We start from the raw sequence: 18,304 nt of genomic DNA on the forward strand, positions 1-18,304 counted from the left end.
CCTGCTTCAGCCTGCCGGAGGGCAAAGACGATCTGCTGTTCCGTGAATCGTTTCTTCATGTCCTGTAGGCTCCATTTTGTTAGTGCAAATGTACCCTTTTTTTCTCACTCAAAATGGACCAAGTTACGGGGGTCACAACCATGACTCGTCTACGACCCTTCGGGTCGATAGACCCGTAGGGACTCGTCGAGTGGACTACAGGTGGACCAGGCAAAGTGTTACAAGGAACTCGAGCAGGAGAACCAGAGACTGCGGAAGGTTGTAGCGGATCTGACAGTAGACAACTCGATACTGTGCCGAAGGCATCCCTTCGGGAAAGGAGGCACTCCGGGGAAACTTGTGAGCCCGGCAAAGAGGCGCCGGGCGGTTGAGGTCGTAATGGATAATCTTCAGGTATCGGAACGAAGAGCTTGCGTGGTACTGGGGGGAACAAAAAAACACAGCCAAGGTCGACACAGAGGGCTGTGGCGAGGCTGGATACAGCAACAGAACGACTCACAGAACGCATGACTCGCATGTCAGTACGGACGATACGGCTGCAGGAGAATGACTATCATGCTCCGAAGAGAAGGATGGAGAGTGAGCCACAAACGAGTAGAGAGACTCTGGAAGATAGAAGGGCTCAAAGTGCCCCAAAAACAGCCCAAGCGTGGGAGGCTACGGTTCAACGACGGATCGTGTGTGAGACTTCGTCCTGAATACAAAAACCACGCATGGAGCTACGACTTTGTCGCAGAGAGGACAAGCGACGGAAAACCACTACGAATGCTAAACATCATCGACCAGTATACAAGAGAATGCCTGGCGATAAGAGTGAAGAGAAAGATAACTGCAAACGATGTTATCGATACACTGAAGGATCTGTTCATAACCCGCGGGACACCAAGGTTCATCCGGTCGGGCAACGGGCCGGAGTTCACTCATTTTTATATTACGCATGAATGATCCTGTTCAACTCATGCAGATTCTCTTTGCTGACAAATGCAACGGCGCCTGCATCTTCTGCCGCGATCCGAAAGTGCACTTCATCGTATTGCGTAACGATGATAACTCTGGCTTTCGAATCGACTCTCAACATCTCCCTCGTTGCGGTAATGCCGTCTGTTCCTTCCATTTCCACATCCATCAGCACCCAATCAGGTTGGAAGGTTTTGTATAGCGCGATTGCACTCCTGGCATTTTCGCATTCGCAGATCTCATCTCCGCGTCGAGTCACGGTGCTTTTCATAACTTCACGGATATTTCTGTTGTCATCGACGATCATTATTTTCATGCTTCACGCCGCATTAGCCGGATGTCCTCAGAACTACGGCCGCTACAAGAACAGCCTTCGCTTGGATCTTCCATTTTCGGATAACACCAGCCGGTAATCTCCGCAACACTTACATCGAATTACCGGAACCACAAGGCTTAGGAGCTTGTCTTCCATCCTCCTGTGAACTCTTACCATACGAGCGCCGCACGAAGGACAGTTCCTGCCGTCGGTTAGGTGGAGAACTCTTGTCAACGCTTTTTGCAGCATCCTTCATCTCCCGGATTGCGGTGAGGCCGCCGCACAAATCGGGGGCCTCACTCGGATTTATTTCAACAGAACCAGTTTCTTCAGCGAAACGAACTCCTCGCCATTTTGACCTTCGGCTACAATCCTGTAGAAGTACACACCGCTGGCTAATGCGCCCAGGTTCAAAGATTCGTTATACCTTCCGGCGTTCATCGTTCCATAATTAAATTCTCCGACTCTTTGTCCGAGTGTATTGTAGAAATCGAGATGAACTACTGATTGCTGCTTCAGATCGAACCTGATCGTTGTACTCGGATTAAAAGGATTCGGATAGTTCTGATACAGTGCATACGTCTTCGGGACATCCACTGTCACGGAAAGTGTCGATAAGTCTTTTGTGATCCCGGAGGTTGACACACTTTGAATCTTATACTTGTAAGTTGATCCCGATATGACTTTGTTATCGGTGTAATCGTAGATCTTTCCGGTTGAATTAGTCCCGAGGCCTCTGAGACTATCGTTGCCTGTGTAAGTCGATACGACTTTGAACAAAGGAGTACCCGGATCTTCTCTCAGAATATTAAATCCCGCGTTGTCAAGTTCCGACTGAGTTTTCCATGAGAGGGTGACCGAACCGATGCCGGCAGTGGCGAGGAAATCTGAAGCCTGAACAGGAAGGGAATTATCCGTTCCTCCTCCGATGGAGAATTGGCCGAGTGAATGAGTGCCAGCCGCCGAGAAAGTGTGGTTCGCTACATTCTGAGTAAACCCCGATGTCACATCGAGCCATGGACTGTCGACCTCAGCGCGCTCCAGGACTTTGAGCCCGGGTTCATTTTGGATTCCGGCAAGTCCGCTGTAATTCAGAGTTACATTTGCTGTATCGTTTCCTACCGCGAAGATTCCCCAAACGAGAGGTGAGCGCTTAGTGATCCCGACGGGGAAAGTTTCGTCGGTAACAGCTGTGTCATTGGGCGTGCCGTAGGAGTACAAACCGAGATAGTTCAGACTGTCAACGGGAGAGATGATCGAAGCGGTGACCATATCACCCAACGGGCCTGTGCTGTCTGCTGAAGCGGACGCATCATAAGAACCGTACCCGCCGACCGGTGCGCCTGAGGCAACCCATTCCAGCGAATAGGGATTCACCAGCGTACCTTGGAATCCGCTCACCGAATCTGTGGTTGTCGTGCCGGTCCCTTCATTGAATTGCCAATAGCTGACAAGGCCGATCTGCGGACCGCTAACGGTAGAGAACATGTCGTTCCGCACCTGCTGTTCGGTACGGGCGTTATCCCAGATTCGAATTTCATCGACCTCACCGGAGAATATCCTTCCCGTTGCCTCAAGGTTGTTGCCGATGGTGACATCGAAAGCATCCGTTCCGAGAGTGCCGGTTACTCCTGACGCAGAGGCATCGAGTCTTCCATCGACATACAGATATTTATTGGATCCGTCATAAACCGCGGCGAAGAAGTGCCATTTCCCGTCATCGACCGTTGTGGAGCCCTGAAGATCCTGACTCGAAAGACCGCTGGTACCGAAATCCAGATTATCGGTGGAACTATAACGCTGGATTCTCCAGGCATTGTCGCCCTTGCACACTATCCCCGCCCACTGGGAGGTAAACGCTCCGTCTGTTTTGATCCATCCTTCAATTGTGAAGGAACTCTCGAGGCTGAATTGAGATGACGTTCCGGAATTTTGAATGGCGATGTAAGATGATGACCCGGAGGAGCAGTGAATTGCTTCGCCCGGATCAGAAGCGTACTTCGGAGTAGTCGTGGCCTGGGTTGTCTTGGCGGGAGATGTCGTTAAATATACAGGCGAGGACGGGTTGTTGAACTCAAACACCTCGGCAGTGAAATAATTGCCTGCTGTGAGGCCTGTGACGCTGACGGAGTTACCTGAGCCGGAATAGACCACATATCCTCCCGTTCCGATTTCCGATCCGTTTCCGAACGTTGAGCTTGCTCCATAGATTGTCCCATTGCCGGGATTATTGGTGCTGTCCATCATAGTATCGTTTCTCATCACCACAATACGGTCCGTGCCATTTCCATTTGTCCAGGTCAGTGTCGCCGAATTTCTGCCGATATTGGAAAAAGTCAAATTTGAATCTTGAACTGACGGTGCACTGAAGGTGAACGTATTATCACCCCCGGCACCTATTGAAAATTGACCGAGTGCGCTAACTCCTGTTGCAGTGAATGTGTGGCTCGATGTGTTATGTGCAAAGCCAGAAGTAGCGTCCGTCCACGCGCTGTCACTTTCTTCACGTCTAAGCACCTTCAATGTGGATTCATTCTGGATTCCAGGGAAACTGCTGTAGTTCAAGGTAAGGTTTGCTGTATTTGTTCCCACACCGAATACTCCCCATATGACTGCCGAACGTTTGTTCACACCCGAAGGAAAGGTTTCGCTTGCGATGAAAATGTCATCTACCGAACCGAAAGAGTACAAGCCAAGGAGGTTAACACTATCGGGCGTGGAAGTGATCGTTGCATTCAGGTTTGCTCCTGATACTCCGACGCTGTCCGCGGCGGTTGTCGCATCGTACTTTCCGTACTCTCCAACCGGTGCATTGGAAGTCTGCCACGCGGGCGAACCCGTGAGTGTGCCATTAAGGCCGCTCACCGAGTCTGCAGTCGTACTACCGCTTCCCTCGCTGAATTGCCAGTAACTTACAAGTCCGTTTTGGGCACCGGTTGTCGTCGAAAACATATCGTTGTGTATTTGCTGCTGCGTGCGCGCCACATTGTAGATTCGCACTTCGTCGACGTTTCCGTTGAAGTATCCGTTAGATGCCCCGAGGTTATAGCCTATTGCAAGATCGTCGTTGTCGCTCGCGAGGCTGCCGCTTACCGACCCCGCTTCCGCATCTGCATTTCCGTCGACATAAAGAAACTTTGTGGAGCTGCTCGCGTTGTATACGGCCGCAAAGAAATGCCACTTCCCGTCATCAATGGTTGTTGATCCCTCCAGATCTTGCTGGCTCAGACCGTTTGTACCGAAGTCAAGGTGATCGGTTGAGTTATACCTCTGAATTCTCCATGCACCGTTTCCTTTATTGACTATCGGAATCCACGACTGAGAACTGAACGGTCCGTTGGTCTTGAACCATCCCTCGATGGTGAAGGAGCCACGAAAGTTGAGTTCCGATGCTGACCCAGAGTTCTGGATATCGACGTACGACGAAGTGCCATTGAAATACAGAGCCGTTCCGGGAGATGTTGAATATGACGGCGTGATCGTCGCCTCTGTTGACTTTGCGGGTGATGCGGTGTCATAGACGGGACTTGAAAGGTCATTCAACTCATACACAGCCGCCGCTATGTAGTTACCCTCTGGAAGATTTGTTATGCTGACCGTATTTCCTGATCCCACATAAACAACATAAGCACTGGTGCCAATTTCCGAGCCGATGCCCAAAGAGGAGTTTGCCGTGTATGATGTGTTATTGGTGGGAACGTTCGAGGTATCCAGCGAGGAATCGGCTCTGACGACCACGATTCGATCGGAACCATTACCGTTCGTCCAGGTCAACGTCGCGGAGTTCTTGCCGATGCTGGAGAATTCCAGATTGGACGTTTGGATCGACGGAATTCCAATCGTTGTGAACACGGAATCGTTACCATTTGTGGTCCCCGCTGAGTTTGTCGCCGAAAGCCTGTAGTGGTATGTCGCCCCATTAGTCAGGCCTGTAATCGATGTCTCAAATGGCGCTGACCATCCCGATGTTGTCCAACTTGACCGCTGCAGACTTCCCGAGTCTCCGTGACCGCTGGAATCCCCGACTGTTGTACCACTTCCTTCGTTCATTATCCATTCGGCGAGGAGGCTCGAGTAATACGGGTGCGACGAAATCACATTTCGATTCATCCATTCTTGTATCGTGGTTGAGTCGAGCGCTGTTCCCCATATTCTGACCTGGCTTATTTCGCCGTTGAAATAGGATGTCGCATCATATGTATCTCTGCCAATAACAATCGGCGCATCAGTCTGATCGACAAGCTGATTGAAAGTGCTGGCGACCAGGTGTCCATCCTGGTACAGATACAAGTACTGTTTGCTGCCGTCCCACACACCGACCCATTGATGCCATAATGTGTCGGTATACCCGACGGATGTTGTGACTGTGCGGAAGCTTTCAGTAGAAAACGTGAACTCAAAGACATTGCCATTGGAAGAGCTTTCAAATCCGAAGTAGAGATCTTGCTGATCGGTCAATGACGATGCGCCTTGTCCCACAATGCAGTCGGCCGTCCCATTCGGATTTCGTTTTGCCCAAGCTTCGATTGTAAATGATTGGTAACCCCCGTCACTGTACGCGAAATTTATTGAATTTGGAGTAGTGATCTCATTAGAATCTGCATCGTTGAATTTCACCGCATATCTGTGGTCATCCACCGTGTCAAATGACGAAACGGAGCCATAACCATTCGTGAGTCCATAAGCGAACCATGCGGCAGTACGTGCTCCGTTCGGTGTAACGTAGCCACTGACAGTGGCATCGTTCCCGTTGATATCCGTTGCACTACCGGTCGTCACGGACGGCGCTGTCTGTCCACGTGAGTTTGTGGTCCACAACGCTGTCAGAATCAAGACTGTGGCGAAAGAAGACGACAATCGCCTCTTTAAGTTCAATCCGGAAAAAAATCCCGTACAGTTCATATCGCTCTCCTCCTCCTTCGATCATTGTTTCTGTAAGAGTCAACTGCTCTGCCGCACAAGTCGCTGGGGCGTCGCTGCGGCTCGACTCCAATTAAAGAGAAGCGAGAGCGAGGTGTTATAGGCGATGAACGGTATTTAACTAGGTAATAGTACCTATCAATCCTCTAGCGAGCGCACTGAGGGTGCAATTCAAACCCGCTTTAGAAACTGCAGGAGGGTTTTTGCGATATTACATCAATACATGTCTTTATGTTCGATAGCGAATTTCAGAAGGGCATTTGTCCCGTGAATGCCGAGCTTCGCGCATATGTTTGAACGGTGTGCTGACACTGTTTTCGGACTGACAAACATTTCGGCTGCGATTTCTCTAGTTGATTTGCTTTTCGAAATCATCTCCAGGACTTTTCTCTCCGTTGCAGTCAATGAGTCGATCCCAAGTCTCTTCTCGAGCCCTTTGACGAACTTCAAGCTTCGCTTCATCAAATGACCGGACAGCATCGGACTGATGTAACTCTTTCCGGCGAGGACAGACTTCAGGCACGCGACTACATCGGCGGCTGCGCTGTCCTTCAAGAGATATCCTGTGATGCCGGCATCCATGGCAAGCTCGAAATGCTCCGCGTCTTCGTACATCGTGAGAATCACGATCTCCGTTTTCATCTTTTGGCGAATGACTTCTTTTGCGACTGCGATTCCGTCCAGCCGCGGCATGTTAATATCAAGTATGGCTGCCGCCGGTTGGAGCTGTTTTATCAGCCGCAAGGCCTCCTCGCCGTCGGAAGATTCTGCAACGACCTCGTATTCTCCTGATGAAGTGACGAAGTCTTTCAGACCTTTTCTGAAAAGCGGGTGATCATCTGCTATGATGACGGAGCGCCTGGGATACGGTTGTTTTCGCCGACTAGTTGATTTCATTGCGCTGATTTTGCGTTTCATCTACAGGTACAACGAGCGTCACTGTAGTGCCTTTCCCAATACCGGACACCACAGTCAGACTTCCGCCCAAAATTCTGGTACGTTCTTTCATCCCGGACAATCCGAAACCTGCTCTCTGCCTATTAATGAGTTCCGTATCGTAATCGAACCCTTTTCCGTCGTCATGTATCGTGGCAATAATCCGACCGGACTCTCTCTTTACCGTCACCGATGCTGAGGCCGCACCGGAATGTTTCATTAAATTGTTCACCGACTCCTGTACGATTCTGAAGAAACTCATCTCTCTCTCCCTGGAATGGTCCGAGAGGAGACCGTCGATGTTCTCCAGCGATACTTCCAACTTGATGTAAGGAGAGTGTCCCGATTTTGTCGAGATCGAGGCGACCGAATCGAGCATCGACTTCAGTGATCCCGTAAGGCCTATGCGTTCCAGCTGGTACGGGCGCAGGTTCCTTACAATCTCTCTGACATTTTGAAGCGATTGAGTAACAGTCTCGGAGATTTTATCCAGCTGTTCTTTCACGCGCGGAGTGATCCGTTTTGATTGGTTAGCCAGATAGGCGCGGTTCTTTATGACCAATAAATCCTGACCGATAGTATCATGGAGCTCTGCTGCGATGCGGCCTCGTTCACTCTCCTGGCTCTCGATGAGTCGCCCGGAGAACTCCCTCTGCAGTGCCGTCTCCTTTTTTAAAGCCGTGACCCGGCGATAATAAACCGCCGGACCAATTGAGAGGAACGTGAGAATGGCAGCAGCCCTGAACCACCATGTCATCCACCATGGCGGCGAAATATAGATCACGAGCGACCTCCCCTCATTGCTCCATACACCGTCGTTGTTCGAAGCTATCACTTGAAGCACATACTTGCCTGGATCCAGGTTTGTGTACGTTACCTCCCGCTTGCTCCCCAAACTCTGCCAATTCTTATCGAATCCATCCAATTTGTATGCATATTTGTTCCTTTCAGGATCCGTGAACTCCAGCGCAGCAAAATCGAATGTGAGCACCGCGTCACTGTAATTCAAATCCACCGATCGAGCCGTCCAGATCGTTTGCTTGCGGCCTGAAGACGACGGCGCTGCTGACTTGTTGAATATTTTGAAATCAGTAAACACCACCTTAGGAACATTCGGATTATCATGGATGCTGTCGGGATAGAACGAATTGAAACCGTTAATGCCGCCGAAATAGAATTTCCCGTCCGACGACTCGAATGCCGATCCCTGGTTGAATTCATTGCTCTGCAGACCGTCGCTCTCGGTGTAGTTCTTGATGACTCCAGTAGTGGGAGAATACCTGCACAATCCCATGTCGGTGGTCATCCAGAGATTTCCATAATGATCCTTCAAGATCGCGTAGATAACATTATTCGGCAGACCGTCCCTCACTGTAACGACCCGAATCAGATTTCCGCTTCTCGCGAGATGGAGAAGTCCTCCGTAAGTGCCGACCCACAATGTGCCGTCGGAGCTCTCAGTCATGCTTAGAACGCTTTTAGCTGCAAGTGTCATCGTGAAGCCGCTGTCGGTGAAAACAGGAATGAAATTGTTCCTTTCGGGATCCAGCTTTTGCAAGGGTAACGAGTACCCACCGATCCATATTGCCCCGTCACTATCCTGAAAAATGCAGTTCACGTTTGAAGGGAAAGGGAAAGGTCTCTCAATATAGCCAGGGCCGTTACGAATTAATTCTGTAACACCGTAATCGTGGCCGGCCCAAATATTCCCGAAACGATCGTGATAAAGGGAGTTTATCACATTGCTGAATAGAGCCCTGTATTCCTGCGTTGATAATCGGAAGTTCTTCACGACGGGTCTGGTGTACGAACGATTCTTAGGAAAATGTAGAATGTCGATCCCGCCACCGTTAGTTCCCGCCCATACCGATGTTCCTTTTGTCGTTTGGTCAACAATCACACTCCAGAACGTGTTCGAGGTGAGATGGTAAGGATTGCTATTAGTTTGCATGTAGTTCGCGAACCTGACGGATTTCGGATCGAATCGGTCAAGCCCGCCTTGTGTTGCGATCCAAATCATTCCGTTCGCATCTTCGGCAAAGGAACGCACTCGTGGATTGCTCAGACTGTTAAGGTCTTTGGGATTGGGAGAGTAGTAGTCGAACTTCTTTTTGGTCGGGACAAACTTATTTATGCCAGCATAGGTTCCAACCCACAGAATTCCGGATCTGTCTTTGCAGAGAGAAAGAATACTGTTCTCTGAGAGACTTCCCGGATCGCTCGGGTTATTCCGGAATACAGCGACAGTGTCGGTTTTTGTTCCGATAAGTCCGAGTCCCTCATACGAACTGAGCCAGATCGTACCGTCTCCGTTCAACACGGCACCTTCGCTCCCGATATTTTTCTCGATCTCATCGGTGAAACGTTTCTTCCAGGGGATCAGCCGGTTCTGCGGAGAATCGTACGAGTAAACTCCTGCTCCTATAAAAAGGATTGTACCATCTTGCAGTTGAAGGATTTTGTTTATCACGATATTGTCAGACCGTACTTTTATGAACGTCCCGTTATTCCTGTCCAGGATCCCCGCTCCGTCGAGACTTCCGATCCAGAACCGGTGATCCTTGTCCTCAAAGATGGAACTTATGTAGTTGGAGCGGATCGAGTCTGCGCCGGAGATATGGAAGAAAAACGATTTGAATGAACCCGTTTTTGGTTCAAAGAGATTGAGCCCTTCGACCGTGCCTATCCATATTTTACCTTCTGAATCCTGGTAGATAGCATGGATATCGTTGTTGCTCAAACTGGCCCGGTCATTACTCTTGTGCAGGTACTGTGTGAATCTTCCGGTGACCTGGTCATACGATGAGAGGCCGTCGCCCGCAGTAGCGACCCAAAGGGTCCCGGCACGGTCCACCATCAACCTGATGACATAATTCCCCGACAAGGAGGTGGAATCGACGGGGTCATTCCGGAATACATTGAACGAGTATCCATCATACCTGTCGAGCCCGTCTTGCGTTCCGAACCATATGTATCCGAGCGAGTCCTGTGCGATCGCATATACAGAGGATTGGGATAAACCGTTGGAAAGGGAAAGGTGTTCGAACGTTACCTGTTGTGCGAATGCGGCAGTGCTCCACGCTGCGAGCAATAAAGGGACGAAGGATGTGATTCTCATGTTCTCCAATGGAAAACTCAACAAGGACAGGGCATCAAAGATTCCGTGCACGCTGCTGACGGAGAAGCAATCTCGGACAGCACCGTAAGTGAGGTTGCCGATGCTTGACAGGACCACTTACTTCATAATGATACATCAAATGGCGGCAGGTCAGTGCCAAGAGCTCACTTTCAAATCTCGAGAGGAATTTTGTTGCATCCTGTTTTAATTTGCAATGAGTGCTTACCCGTCTAATTCTGTTTTCTGCTTCATCGAGATATTTGATGTAGTAGATCCCGCGTCTCCGAAAGAGAAACATTTTTGGCTCCTTGTTTTGTGTTTCTCCGGAGCAAAGCTGCGAATATCATGGTACAGAAGACTGTACAGTAAAGTGTTCAGTAAGATGCTAAATTCTTCTGAAGGTTGCTGACAAGAAAGGCTGAAAAGAAGTAAATTATGTGGATCACCGGGGACTCTTCGCCAGAGGCGGATCCTCCGATCCGAAGGATTCCGTCGGAAAGGAGTCTCCCGAAGGGATCCTCCGAAGGAGTCCTTCGGACCTTCGGGACTACGGACCTTCGGGAGAACCCCGAACTCATCCGTCCGGATGGACGGATTGCTCTACCAATTGTTGGGAGAGATTCGAAATGGGATTGAGAGTAAATGAATAGTGTGGATCACCGGGGACTCGAACCCCGAACCCACTGATTAAGAGTCAGTTGCTCTACCAATTGAGCTAGTGATCCATCATTGCAATATAAAATTCGGCAGCTCTAAAATCAATCCGAAAAAAGGAGACCACCGATGAAGAAGACCAAGGCAAAACCGAAAGTCTCGGGCACCAGGCGAGTGCCGTCGGCAAATGAGTACAGCACCGAAACACATCTCATCTATGGCAAGGCACATTCGGAGAAATGGGATTACTCTCACCATTTGGTCCCGCCTATCACGGCGAGTGCGACATTCAGACTCGAGTCCGCGCAGCGGGGAGCTCAGGGTTTCGTGGAGTTCGCGCACACCGTAGAAGGAAAGGAAATATCGAAAAAGGCGCCTATATACATTTACGACAGGCTTGGTGAGCCGAACAAAGATTTCCTTGAGGACAATCTCGCCCTCGCCGAATCCGGCGACGCATGCGTAAGTTTTGCAAGCGGGATGGGAGCCGTGGCGGCTTCGCTTGGGATACTGACGGCGCCTGGCGACCAGTTGATCGCGCATAAGATGCTTTACGGCTGCACCTATGAGCTCCTGACGCTCTGGTACCCCCGATACCACATCGATGTGAAATTCGCTGACCTGACTTCGACAAAAAATCTCGAGCGCACAATAACTCCCGCGACACGGGTGATTTATTTCGAGACGCCTGTGAATCCGACGCTCGACCTGATCGACATCGAAACAGTTTCAAAAATTGTCGCCGAAGAAAACAAGAAAAGAGGAAAACGAAACCGCATCAGCGTGGTGGTCGATAACACCTTCGCCACTCCGTTCTGCCAACGCCCGATTGAAGTCGGAGCAGACTTCGTGGTTCACTCGCTCACGAAGAATATCGGGGGATTCGGTACAGACGTCGGCGGCGCCGTGATCGGCCCATCATGGAGCAGGGACAGATTACTGCTCTATCGCAAGGATTTCGGCGCGGTCCTCAGTACGCGGAACGCCTGGAACGCTCTCGTGTACGGGCTTCCGACACTTGCCACGCGATTGCGGCGGCAGCAGGAGACCGCCTCTGAAATCGCTCGTTTTCTTGCCGGCCATCAGAAGATCGAGAAGGTCAGTTACCCCGGCCTTGAGGATTTCAAGCAGCATTCACTTGCCAGAAAGCAAATGCGCGACTTCGACGGGAACTTTGCGCCCGGTTCAATGATTTACTTTGTGCTGAAAGGACATTCTCCGGAAGAAAGCAGGAGCCGGGGTGAGAAACTCATCAACCATCTTGCAAAAAATGCGTACACAATAACTCTCGCAGTGAGCTTGGGAAACATCAGGACCCTCGTCGAGCACCCCGGAAGCATGACACACGCTGCCATCCCGGCGGCCGAACAGATCAAGAAAGGAATTGACCCCGGCGGAATGAGACTGTCAATCGGTCTCGAAAAAGTTGACGACATAATGAGAGATTTGCAGGAAGCGCTTAATTTGATTTGATGAAAACATTCGTCAGCTCGGAGCTTCTCGCTAGTTATGGAGCAGTGAACGCGGTCAGTTTGCGTATCTCGGACATGCCCATGCTTTACAGCATGCGCCGAACCGGCCGTATCGGCGGTCCGGAAGAATCTAACAGAAAGAAATTCTTTAAAGATATCGGGTTCGAAGAATCAGCGGCAGCAAGGGTAGGCCAGATTCACAGTGACCACTTTGTGTTTGTGGAGAAGTCCGGCAACTATCCGAACGCAGATGCGCTCGTGACGACGAGAAAAGGTCTCCCTCTCGCTATATCCATTGCTGATTGCGTCCCCGTTTTCCTCTTCGACAGGCGAAATCTTACGATCGCCGCAGTACATGCGGGATGGCGGGGCACCAGCTCTTCCATTGCCGGGAAGACGCTCGAATTCATGATCGGCAGAGGCGGATGCAGGCCCGAGGATCTCCTCGCTTATATCGGACCCTCGGCTGGTCAATGCTGCTATGAAGTCGGCGAAGAAGTGGCGGCAAACTTCGATTCAAGTTTTTTAAAGCCGGGAAATGCCGCGGGCAAATCGATGCTCGACCTGAAGTCCGCTAACGCAGTCCAACTGACCGCGAGAGGAATTCCCTCTGGCAACATCGACGTTAATCAAAGTTGTACCATATGTAATCTTGAGTTTCATTCTTTCCGCCGCGAAGGGAACGCCAGCGGGAGAATGATCGCCGCGATCGGAATCAGATAGGAGAAATCATGTGTGGAATAGTAGGGTACATCGGGACCAAAGACGCAACTAAAATCCTGATTGAAGGACTGAAAAGGCTCGAGTATCGTGGCTACGATTCCGCCGGCGTGGCGCTATACCGCGACGGACGCATCGATGTGATTAAGACACCCGGCAAGGTGTCAAAACTCGAGAAGATGCTCTCTGGCTCGAATCCTTCCAACGTTGGGATAGGGCATACTCGCTGGGCGACTCACGGCGAGCCGAATACCGTAAACGCTCATCCGCATTTGGATTGCACCGGAAGAATCGCGCTCGTACACAACGGAATAGTGGAGAACCACTCGGCTCTGAAGACCAAGCTCCTATCGCTCGGACATTCGTTCAAAAGCCAGACGGACACCGAAGTGCTTGCTCATCTCATCGAGGAATTTTATCCGAAGACTCGCAGCCTCGAGATTGCTGTCAGGCTTGCATTGAAAGAGGTGGACGGCACGTTCGGAATTGTGGTCATGTCCGCTGACGAGCCGGGCGTGCTGGTCGCTGCAAGACGAGGGAGTCCGCTTCTCGTCGGGCTGGGGGATTCGGAAAATCTCATCGCTTCAGACGCGTCGGCGCTGATCAAGCACACACGTGAAGTTGTTTATCTCCACGATAATGAAATTGCCGTGCTCACCAAAGAGGGCGTCACTCTCAAGAATCTCGATGATGAGACCGTTGAACGGGCGGCTGAGCGCCTGACTTTCGACCTCGAGCAGATCGAGAAAGGCGGCTATGCTCATTTCATGTTGAAGGAGATTAACGAGCAGCCCGAGACCGTCCTCAATTCGATGCGCGGAAGACTCATCGACTCGGATGGCATTTCCAAAATGGGCGGACTGCGGGAAGTCGAGGACAAGATAGCAAAGGCGAAACGATTCGTGATACTCGCCTGCGGTACGTCATGGCACGCGGCTCTTGTGGGAAAATATATTCTGGAGCAAGTTTCAAAGATTCCTGTAGAAGTAGACTACGCTTCTGAGTTCCGATACAGGAACCCGGTCCTCCTCGAAGGTGACATAGTGTGGACGATAAGCCAGAGCGGGGAGACTCTTGACACTCTGGCAGCGCTTCGCGAAGCAAAAGGTAAAGGCGCCGCTGCGTACGGTATAGTAAACGTCGTCGGAAGCACAATCGCGAGAGAAAGCGACGCCGGAGTGTACATCCATGCGGGGCCTGAAATAGGTGTGGCCTCGACGAAGGCGTTTACCTCGCAGCTTGTTGTACTGAATCTAATAAATCTTTTCCTTGCCAGAAAAAGAAGAACCATAACTGTCGAGCAGGGAAAAGAGATTGTAAGGGAGATGCACCTCCTTCCGGCAAAGATTCAGCAGATACTCGGCAATACTAAGGAGATAGAGGCCATTGCTGATGAGTTCAAAGAATCGAAGAACTTCCTCTATTTGGGTCGGGGCGTGAATTTCCCCGTTGCACTCGAAGGCGCACTGAAGCTCAAAGAAATTTCGTACATCCATGCTGAAGGTTATCCCGCGGCGGAAATGAAACACGGACCCATTGCTCTCATAGACGAGAACATGCCCGCCGTTTTTATTGCTCTGAGAGACTCCACGTACGAAAAAATTCTGAGCAACATACAGGAAGTCCGCGCCCGAAAAGGAAACGTCATCGTAATTGCCAATGAGGCAGACGATCGATTGAAGGGAATTGCAGATCACATCATCGAAGTTCCGAAAACCCTTGAGTGCCTCAGCCCGATACTGTCCGTCATTCCGCTGCAGCTTCTTTCTTACTATATGGCGGTACGCCGCGGATGTAATGTCGATCAGCCCCGAAACCTTGCGAAAAGCGTGACGGTAGAATAATCAATCCGCGTTAAACTAATTCCCCCCAAAAGCTGTTTGTATCATTTGATGGTACCAATTGTCGGCATTATACCGGTGGAATTTTGTCTTTAGTCTCTCCGGTTGTTTCAACATCCCACTTGTCTTAAGAGTTAACGGCTTTTCACATATTTGCATTAAGGAAGGCAGACGCAATTGCGAAAGAGATTCCAGTTCGTTCGACCAGATTTATTCGGTAATGCGCCCATGTACGGGTTAGCGGCTTTGTCCCTTGCGATAATCTTATCGTCTGTCGTTTCGGCTCAATCGAATCGGACCCCGTTCTCCGCTATGCAGTGGCGATTGGTAGGTCCGTTCAGAGGCGGGCGCTCACTCGCAGCCACTGGAGTTTCGGGAAATCCCTATGTCTTTTACTTCGGTTCCGTCGATGGTGGAGTTTGGAAAACGGAAAATGCGGGCGTCACATGGCAGAATATGTCTACCGGCCTGACTAATTCATCTGTCGGAGCGCTGGTGGTTGCTCCGTCAGATCCGAAAATCCTGTATGTCGGCACGGGAGAATGTGACATGCGCTCCGATTTGACTTACGGTGACGGTGTTTTTAAATCCACGGATGCCGGCTTGCATTGGGACCATTTAGGTCTTGACGATACGAGACACATCGGCAGGATTCTCGTCGATCCACGCAATCCAAATCTCGTGCTTGTCGCGGCGCTGGGCCACGCGTATGGTCCGAACGAGGAACGCGGGATCTATAGATCAACTGACGGCGGCGAAACCTGGACCAAGGTTCTTTACAAAAGTCCGGATGTCGGTGCCGTTGATCTCGGATGGGATCCTGAAAATACTCAACTTGTATACGCGGCCATGTGGCAAGCACGGCGCACACCCTGGAGTCAGTATCCACCTGATGAAGGTCCTGGTAGCGGCCTTTTCAAATCGACTGATGAAGGCCTCACATGGAGCGAGCTCAATTCACCGGGATTGCCCGCGAAGCCATACGGAAGAATCGGCGTCTCCGTCGCGCGCGGCTCGCAGGGCAAAATCGTCTACGCACTTATGGAGGATCTCAAAAAAGGATCCGGCTTGTATCGCTCCGATGACGCGGGAGAAACGTGGCGGCTTGCCGGGAATGACAAGCGCATCGCCGCCAGGATGTGGTACTTTTCTCAAGTGTCCGTCGACCCAGAGAATCCTGATGTGATCTATTGTCCTAACGTCGCGCTCATGCGAAGCGCGGACGCTGGAAAGACTTTTTCCCCTATCAAAGGTGCACCGGGCGGCGACGATTATCACTTTCTTTGGATTGATCCGACTAATCACGATCGCATGATTCTGGCAAGCGATCAGGGAACGGTAGTGAGCGTCGACGGCGCGAAGACATGGAGCAGCTGGTACAATCAACCGACCGGCCAGTTTTACCATGTCGCCACGGACGATCAGTTTCCATACAGAATTTATGGCGCACAGCAGGACGCCGGTACCGCTTCGATCGTCACTCGCAGCGATTATGGATCGATAACATACAGGGATTGGCATCCCGTTGGCTCGGGTGAAAGCGGATACATCGCGCCTGATCCCGCTGATCCTGATGTCGTTTATGGCGGCGATACTTACGGCGGTGTGTTCAGGTTCGACACCAGGACCGGTCAATCTCAAGTGATCTCGCCATCCCTGCTCGCGGAGTTCGGGAAGCCGATCAGTTCCAGAAAGCTCCGCTTTACGTGGACTTCACCGATCGTATTCGACAAGCACGACGCTCACGTTTTGTACTTCGGTTCGCAGAAACTGCTTCGATCAAATGACGGAGGATTGAGCTGGGATGAGATCAGTCCCGATTTGACCAGGAACACCGGTATAAGATCCGATTCCACGCACAGCGGCTGGGGCGTTATCTATTCCATTGCTCCATCGCCTGTGCAAAGAGAAATGATCTGGATCGGAACCGACGACGGATACATTCAACTCACGCGCGACGGAGGCAAGGACTGGGACAATGTTACACCCAAAGAGCTCAAAGCGTGGAACAAGATCGGGATGATTGACGCTTCACCGTTCGATGCCGGGGAGGCGTATGCAGCCGTCGACAAGCATCGGCTTGACGATCAGAAAGCCTGCATCTATCGCACGACCGATTTCGGAAAGAATTGGACGAGAGCGGATTCGGGAATTCCCGATGGCTCTTATGTGAACGTCGTTCGAAGTGATTTGACGCGTAAGGGTTTGTTGTATGCCGGGACGGAGACCGGAGTTTACATTTCCTTTAATGACGGTGACAATTGGCAGCCGCTTCAACTCAATCTGCCTATCGTGTCTGTCCGTGATCTTGCGGTCCATGATAATGATCTCATAGCGGCCACTCACGGGCGCGCGTTCTGGGCGCTTGATGACTTGTCACCGCTTCAACAAATGAGTGAGACAGTCCTTGACTCGAGTGCACATTTATTCGAACCTGAACGTGCTGTGCGAATAAGGAGAAGCGAGAACAGCGACACTCCTCTTCCGCCTGAGGAACCGCAGGGCACGAATCCGCCTAGCGGGGCTATAATCGATTATTATCTCCGAGAAAATGTGCGCGGACCGATCGAACTCGAAATACTTGATAAGTCGGGAAATATCGTCTGTCGGTTCTCAAGTGATCAGGTTGTTCCAGCCGACACGGAACATCAGCCCGTTGCCAACTACTGGCATCCGGAAAATGAAAAATTATCAAACGAGCCGGGGCTCAACCGATTTGTCTGGGATCTTTGTTACCCGCCGCCTCCGGGCGGAGGTGCAGAATATGGTATGGCGGTCGCCAACGGTCGTTCAGTAATGGAACCGCAAGGCCCATTGGTTCTTCCCGGCAAATATCAGGTGAGACTTTCGGCAGCTGGCCGTGTTTATGTTCAATCTCTTAACGTCGTGCTAGACCCGCGCGTGACAGTCGACTCGAAAGCGCTTGAAAGGCAGCTTGCGCTTGCCATCGAGATTTGGAATACAACGTCTGACATTATTGTTCTCCGCTCGACACTCGATTCGACCTTCTCGCAACTCGACGAAGTTGAGAAAGTCGGCCGATCTAATCCGACATTGGAGTCGGCATTTGACTCGCTCGTTTCAAATATTTCCAAGTTGAGGCGAGCGCTCGATGCAGGTGCAGCCGGCAATCTTGAAATGGCTGTAATGAGCGCCGACCGTCAGCCGACCCGCCAGATGTCGGAAGCATATGATGTAGTCAAGAAGGAACTACACGAATCGGATTCCCGATGGAACAAGCTGGCTGCTACTGATCTCCGATATCTCGATCGTTTACTGTTGAACGCGGGGTTGAATCCAATCCGGGTAGTTTTGATTAAGCCCGAACATTTGAGAATGCCTTGATTTATTATGACCGAAGCTCTCGCGA

8 protein-coding genes, 1 tRNA gene and 1 pseudogene are annotated in these 18,304 nt (G+C 51.0%); 5 read left to right on the forward strand and 5 right to left on the reverse strand.

Features of this window, described 5'->3' with window-relative positions:
* The first annotated feature begins 314 nt into the window (after positions 1-314).
* Positions 315-918, forward strand: a pseudogene (locus tag VIS48_06430) (IS3 family transposase).
* Positions 919-931: 13 nt separating this feature from the next.
* Here VIS48_06430 and VIS48_06435 read toward each other — a convergent pair.
* The 5 genes from VIS48_06435 to VIS48_06455 all read right to left on the reverse strand — a co-directional run bounded on the left by VIS48_06435 (position 932) and on the right by VIS48_06455 (position 10,972).
* Positions 932-1,273: a response regulator gene (locus tag VIS48_06435; GenBank protein ID HEY9165783.1), complete on the reverse strand. Its 342-nt coding sequence runs from the start codon at positions 1,271-1,273 to the stop codon at positions 932-934.
* 306 nt (positions 1,274-1,579) lie between these two features.
* Positions 1,580-6,175, reverse strand: coding sequence for a LamG-like jellyroll fold domain-containing protein (locus VIS48_06440; protein HEY9165784.1), 4,596 nt, complete (start codon positions 6,173-6,175; stop codon positions 1,580-1,582).
* Positions 6,176-6,409: 234 nt separating this feature from the next.
* On the reverse strand, positions 6,410-7,090 hold the full coding sequence (locus tag VIS48_06445; protein ID HEY9165785.1) for a response regulator transcription factor: 681 nt from the start codon (positions 7,088-7,090) through the stop codon (positions 6,410-6,412).
* Entirely contained in the window at positions 7,077-10,247 is a 3,171-nt protein-coding gene (locus tag VIS48_06450; protein ID HEY9165786.1) for a two-component regulator propeller domain-containing protein, read from the reverse strand. The genes VIS48_06445 and VIS48_06450 overlap by 14 nt, the downstream gene beginning before the upstream one ends.
* 652 nt (positions 10,248-10,899) lie before the next feature.
* A tRNA-Lys gene (locus VIS48_06455) sits at positions 10,900-10,972 on the reverse strand.
* A gap of 58 nt (positions 10,973-11,030) precedes the next feature.
* On the opposite strand from VIS48_06455, the gene VIS48_06460 reads away from it, so the two are divergent.
* The 4 genes from VIS48_06460 (at position 11,031) to VIS48_06475 (ending at position 18,279) form a co-directional block, all read left to right on the forward strand.
* Positions 11,031-12,374 (forward strand): aminotransferase class I/II-fold pyridoxal phosphate-dependent enzyme, encoded by a 1,344-nt coding sequence (locus VIS48_06460; protein HEY9165787.1) that lies wholly within the window; start codon positions 11,031-11,033, stop codon positions 12,372-12,374.
* Positions 12,374-13,096, forward strand: a complete 723-nt coding sequence (pgeF, locus tag VIS48_06465) for a peptidoglycan editing factor PgeF (protein ID HEY9165788.1) — start codon at positions 12,374-12,376, stop codon at positions 13,094-13,096. The genes VIS48_06460 and pgeF overlap by 1 nt, the downstream gene beginning before the upstream one ends.
* Positions 13,097-13,104: 8 nt before the next feature.
* The gene (gene glmS / locus VIS48_06470; GenBank protein ID HEY9165789.1) at positions 13,105-14,937 is read left to right on the forward strand and encodes a glutamine--fructose-6-phosphate transaminase (isomerizing); all 1,833 of its coding nucleotides are present in this window, start codon (positions 13,105-13,107) and stop codon (positions 14,935-14,937) included.
* Between the two features lie 174 nt (positions 14,938-15,111).
* Positions 15,112-18,279 (forward strand): hypothetical protein, encoded by a 3,168-nt coding sequence (locus VIS48_06475; protein HEY9165790.1) that lies wholly within the window; start codon positions 15,112-15,114, stop codon positions 18,277-18,279.
* Positions 18,280-18,304 lie beyond the last annotated feature (25 nt).

It is taken from the genome of Candidatus Kryptoniota bacterium, from assembly GCA_036567965.1.
Taxonomy (GTDB): domain Bacteria; phylum Bacteroidota; class Ignavibacteria; order Kryptoniales; family JAKASW01; genus JAKASW01.

Coding starts and splice junctions, on each gene's coding strand:
- VIS48_06460 (HEY9165787.1), top strand. CDS start 11,031: ATGAAGAAGACCAAGGCAAAACCGAAAGTCTCGGGCACCAGGCGAGTG.
- glmS (HEY9165789.1), top strand. CDS start 13,105: ATGTGTGGAATAGTAGGGTACATCGGGACCAAAGACGCAACTAAAATC.
- VIS48_06435 (HEY9165783.1), bottom strand. CDS start 1,273: ATGAAAATAATGATCGTCGATGACAACAGAAATATCCGTGAAGTTATG.
- VIS48_06450 (HEY9165786.1), bottom strand. CDS start 10,247: ATGAGAATCACATCCTTCGTCCCTTTATTGCTCGCAGCGTGGAGCACT.
- pgeF (HEY9165788.1), top strand. CDS start 12,374: ATGAAAACATTCGTCAGCTCGGAGCTTCTCGCTAGTTATGGAGCAGTG.
- VIS48_06445 (HEY9165785.1), bottom strand. CDS start 7,090: ATGAAATCAACTAGTCGGCGAAAACAACCGTATCCCAGGCGCTCCGTC.
- VIS48_06440 (HEY9165784.1), bottom strand. CDS start 6,175: ATGAACTGTACGGGATTTTTTTCCGGATTGAACTTAAAGAGGCGATTG.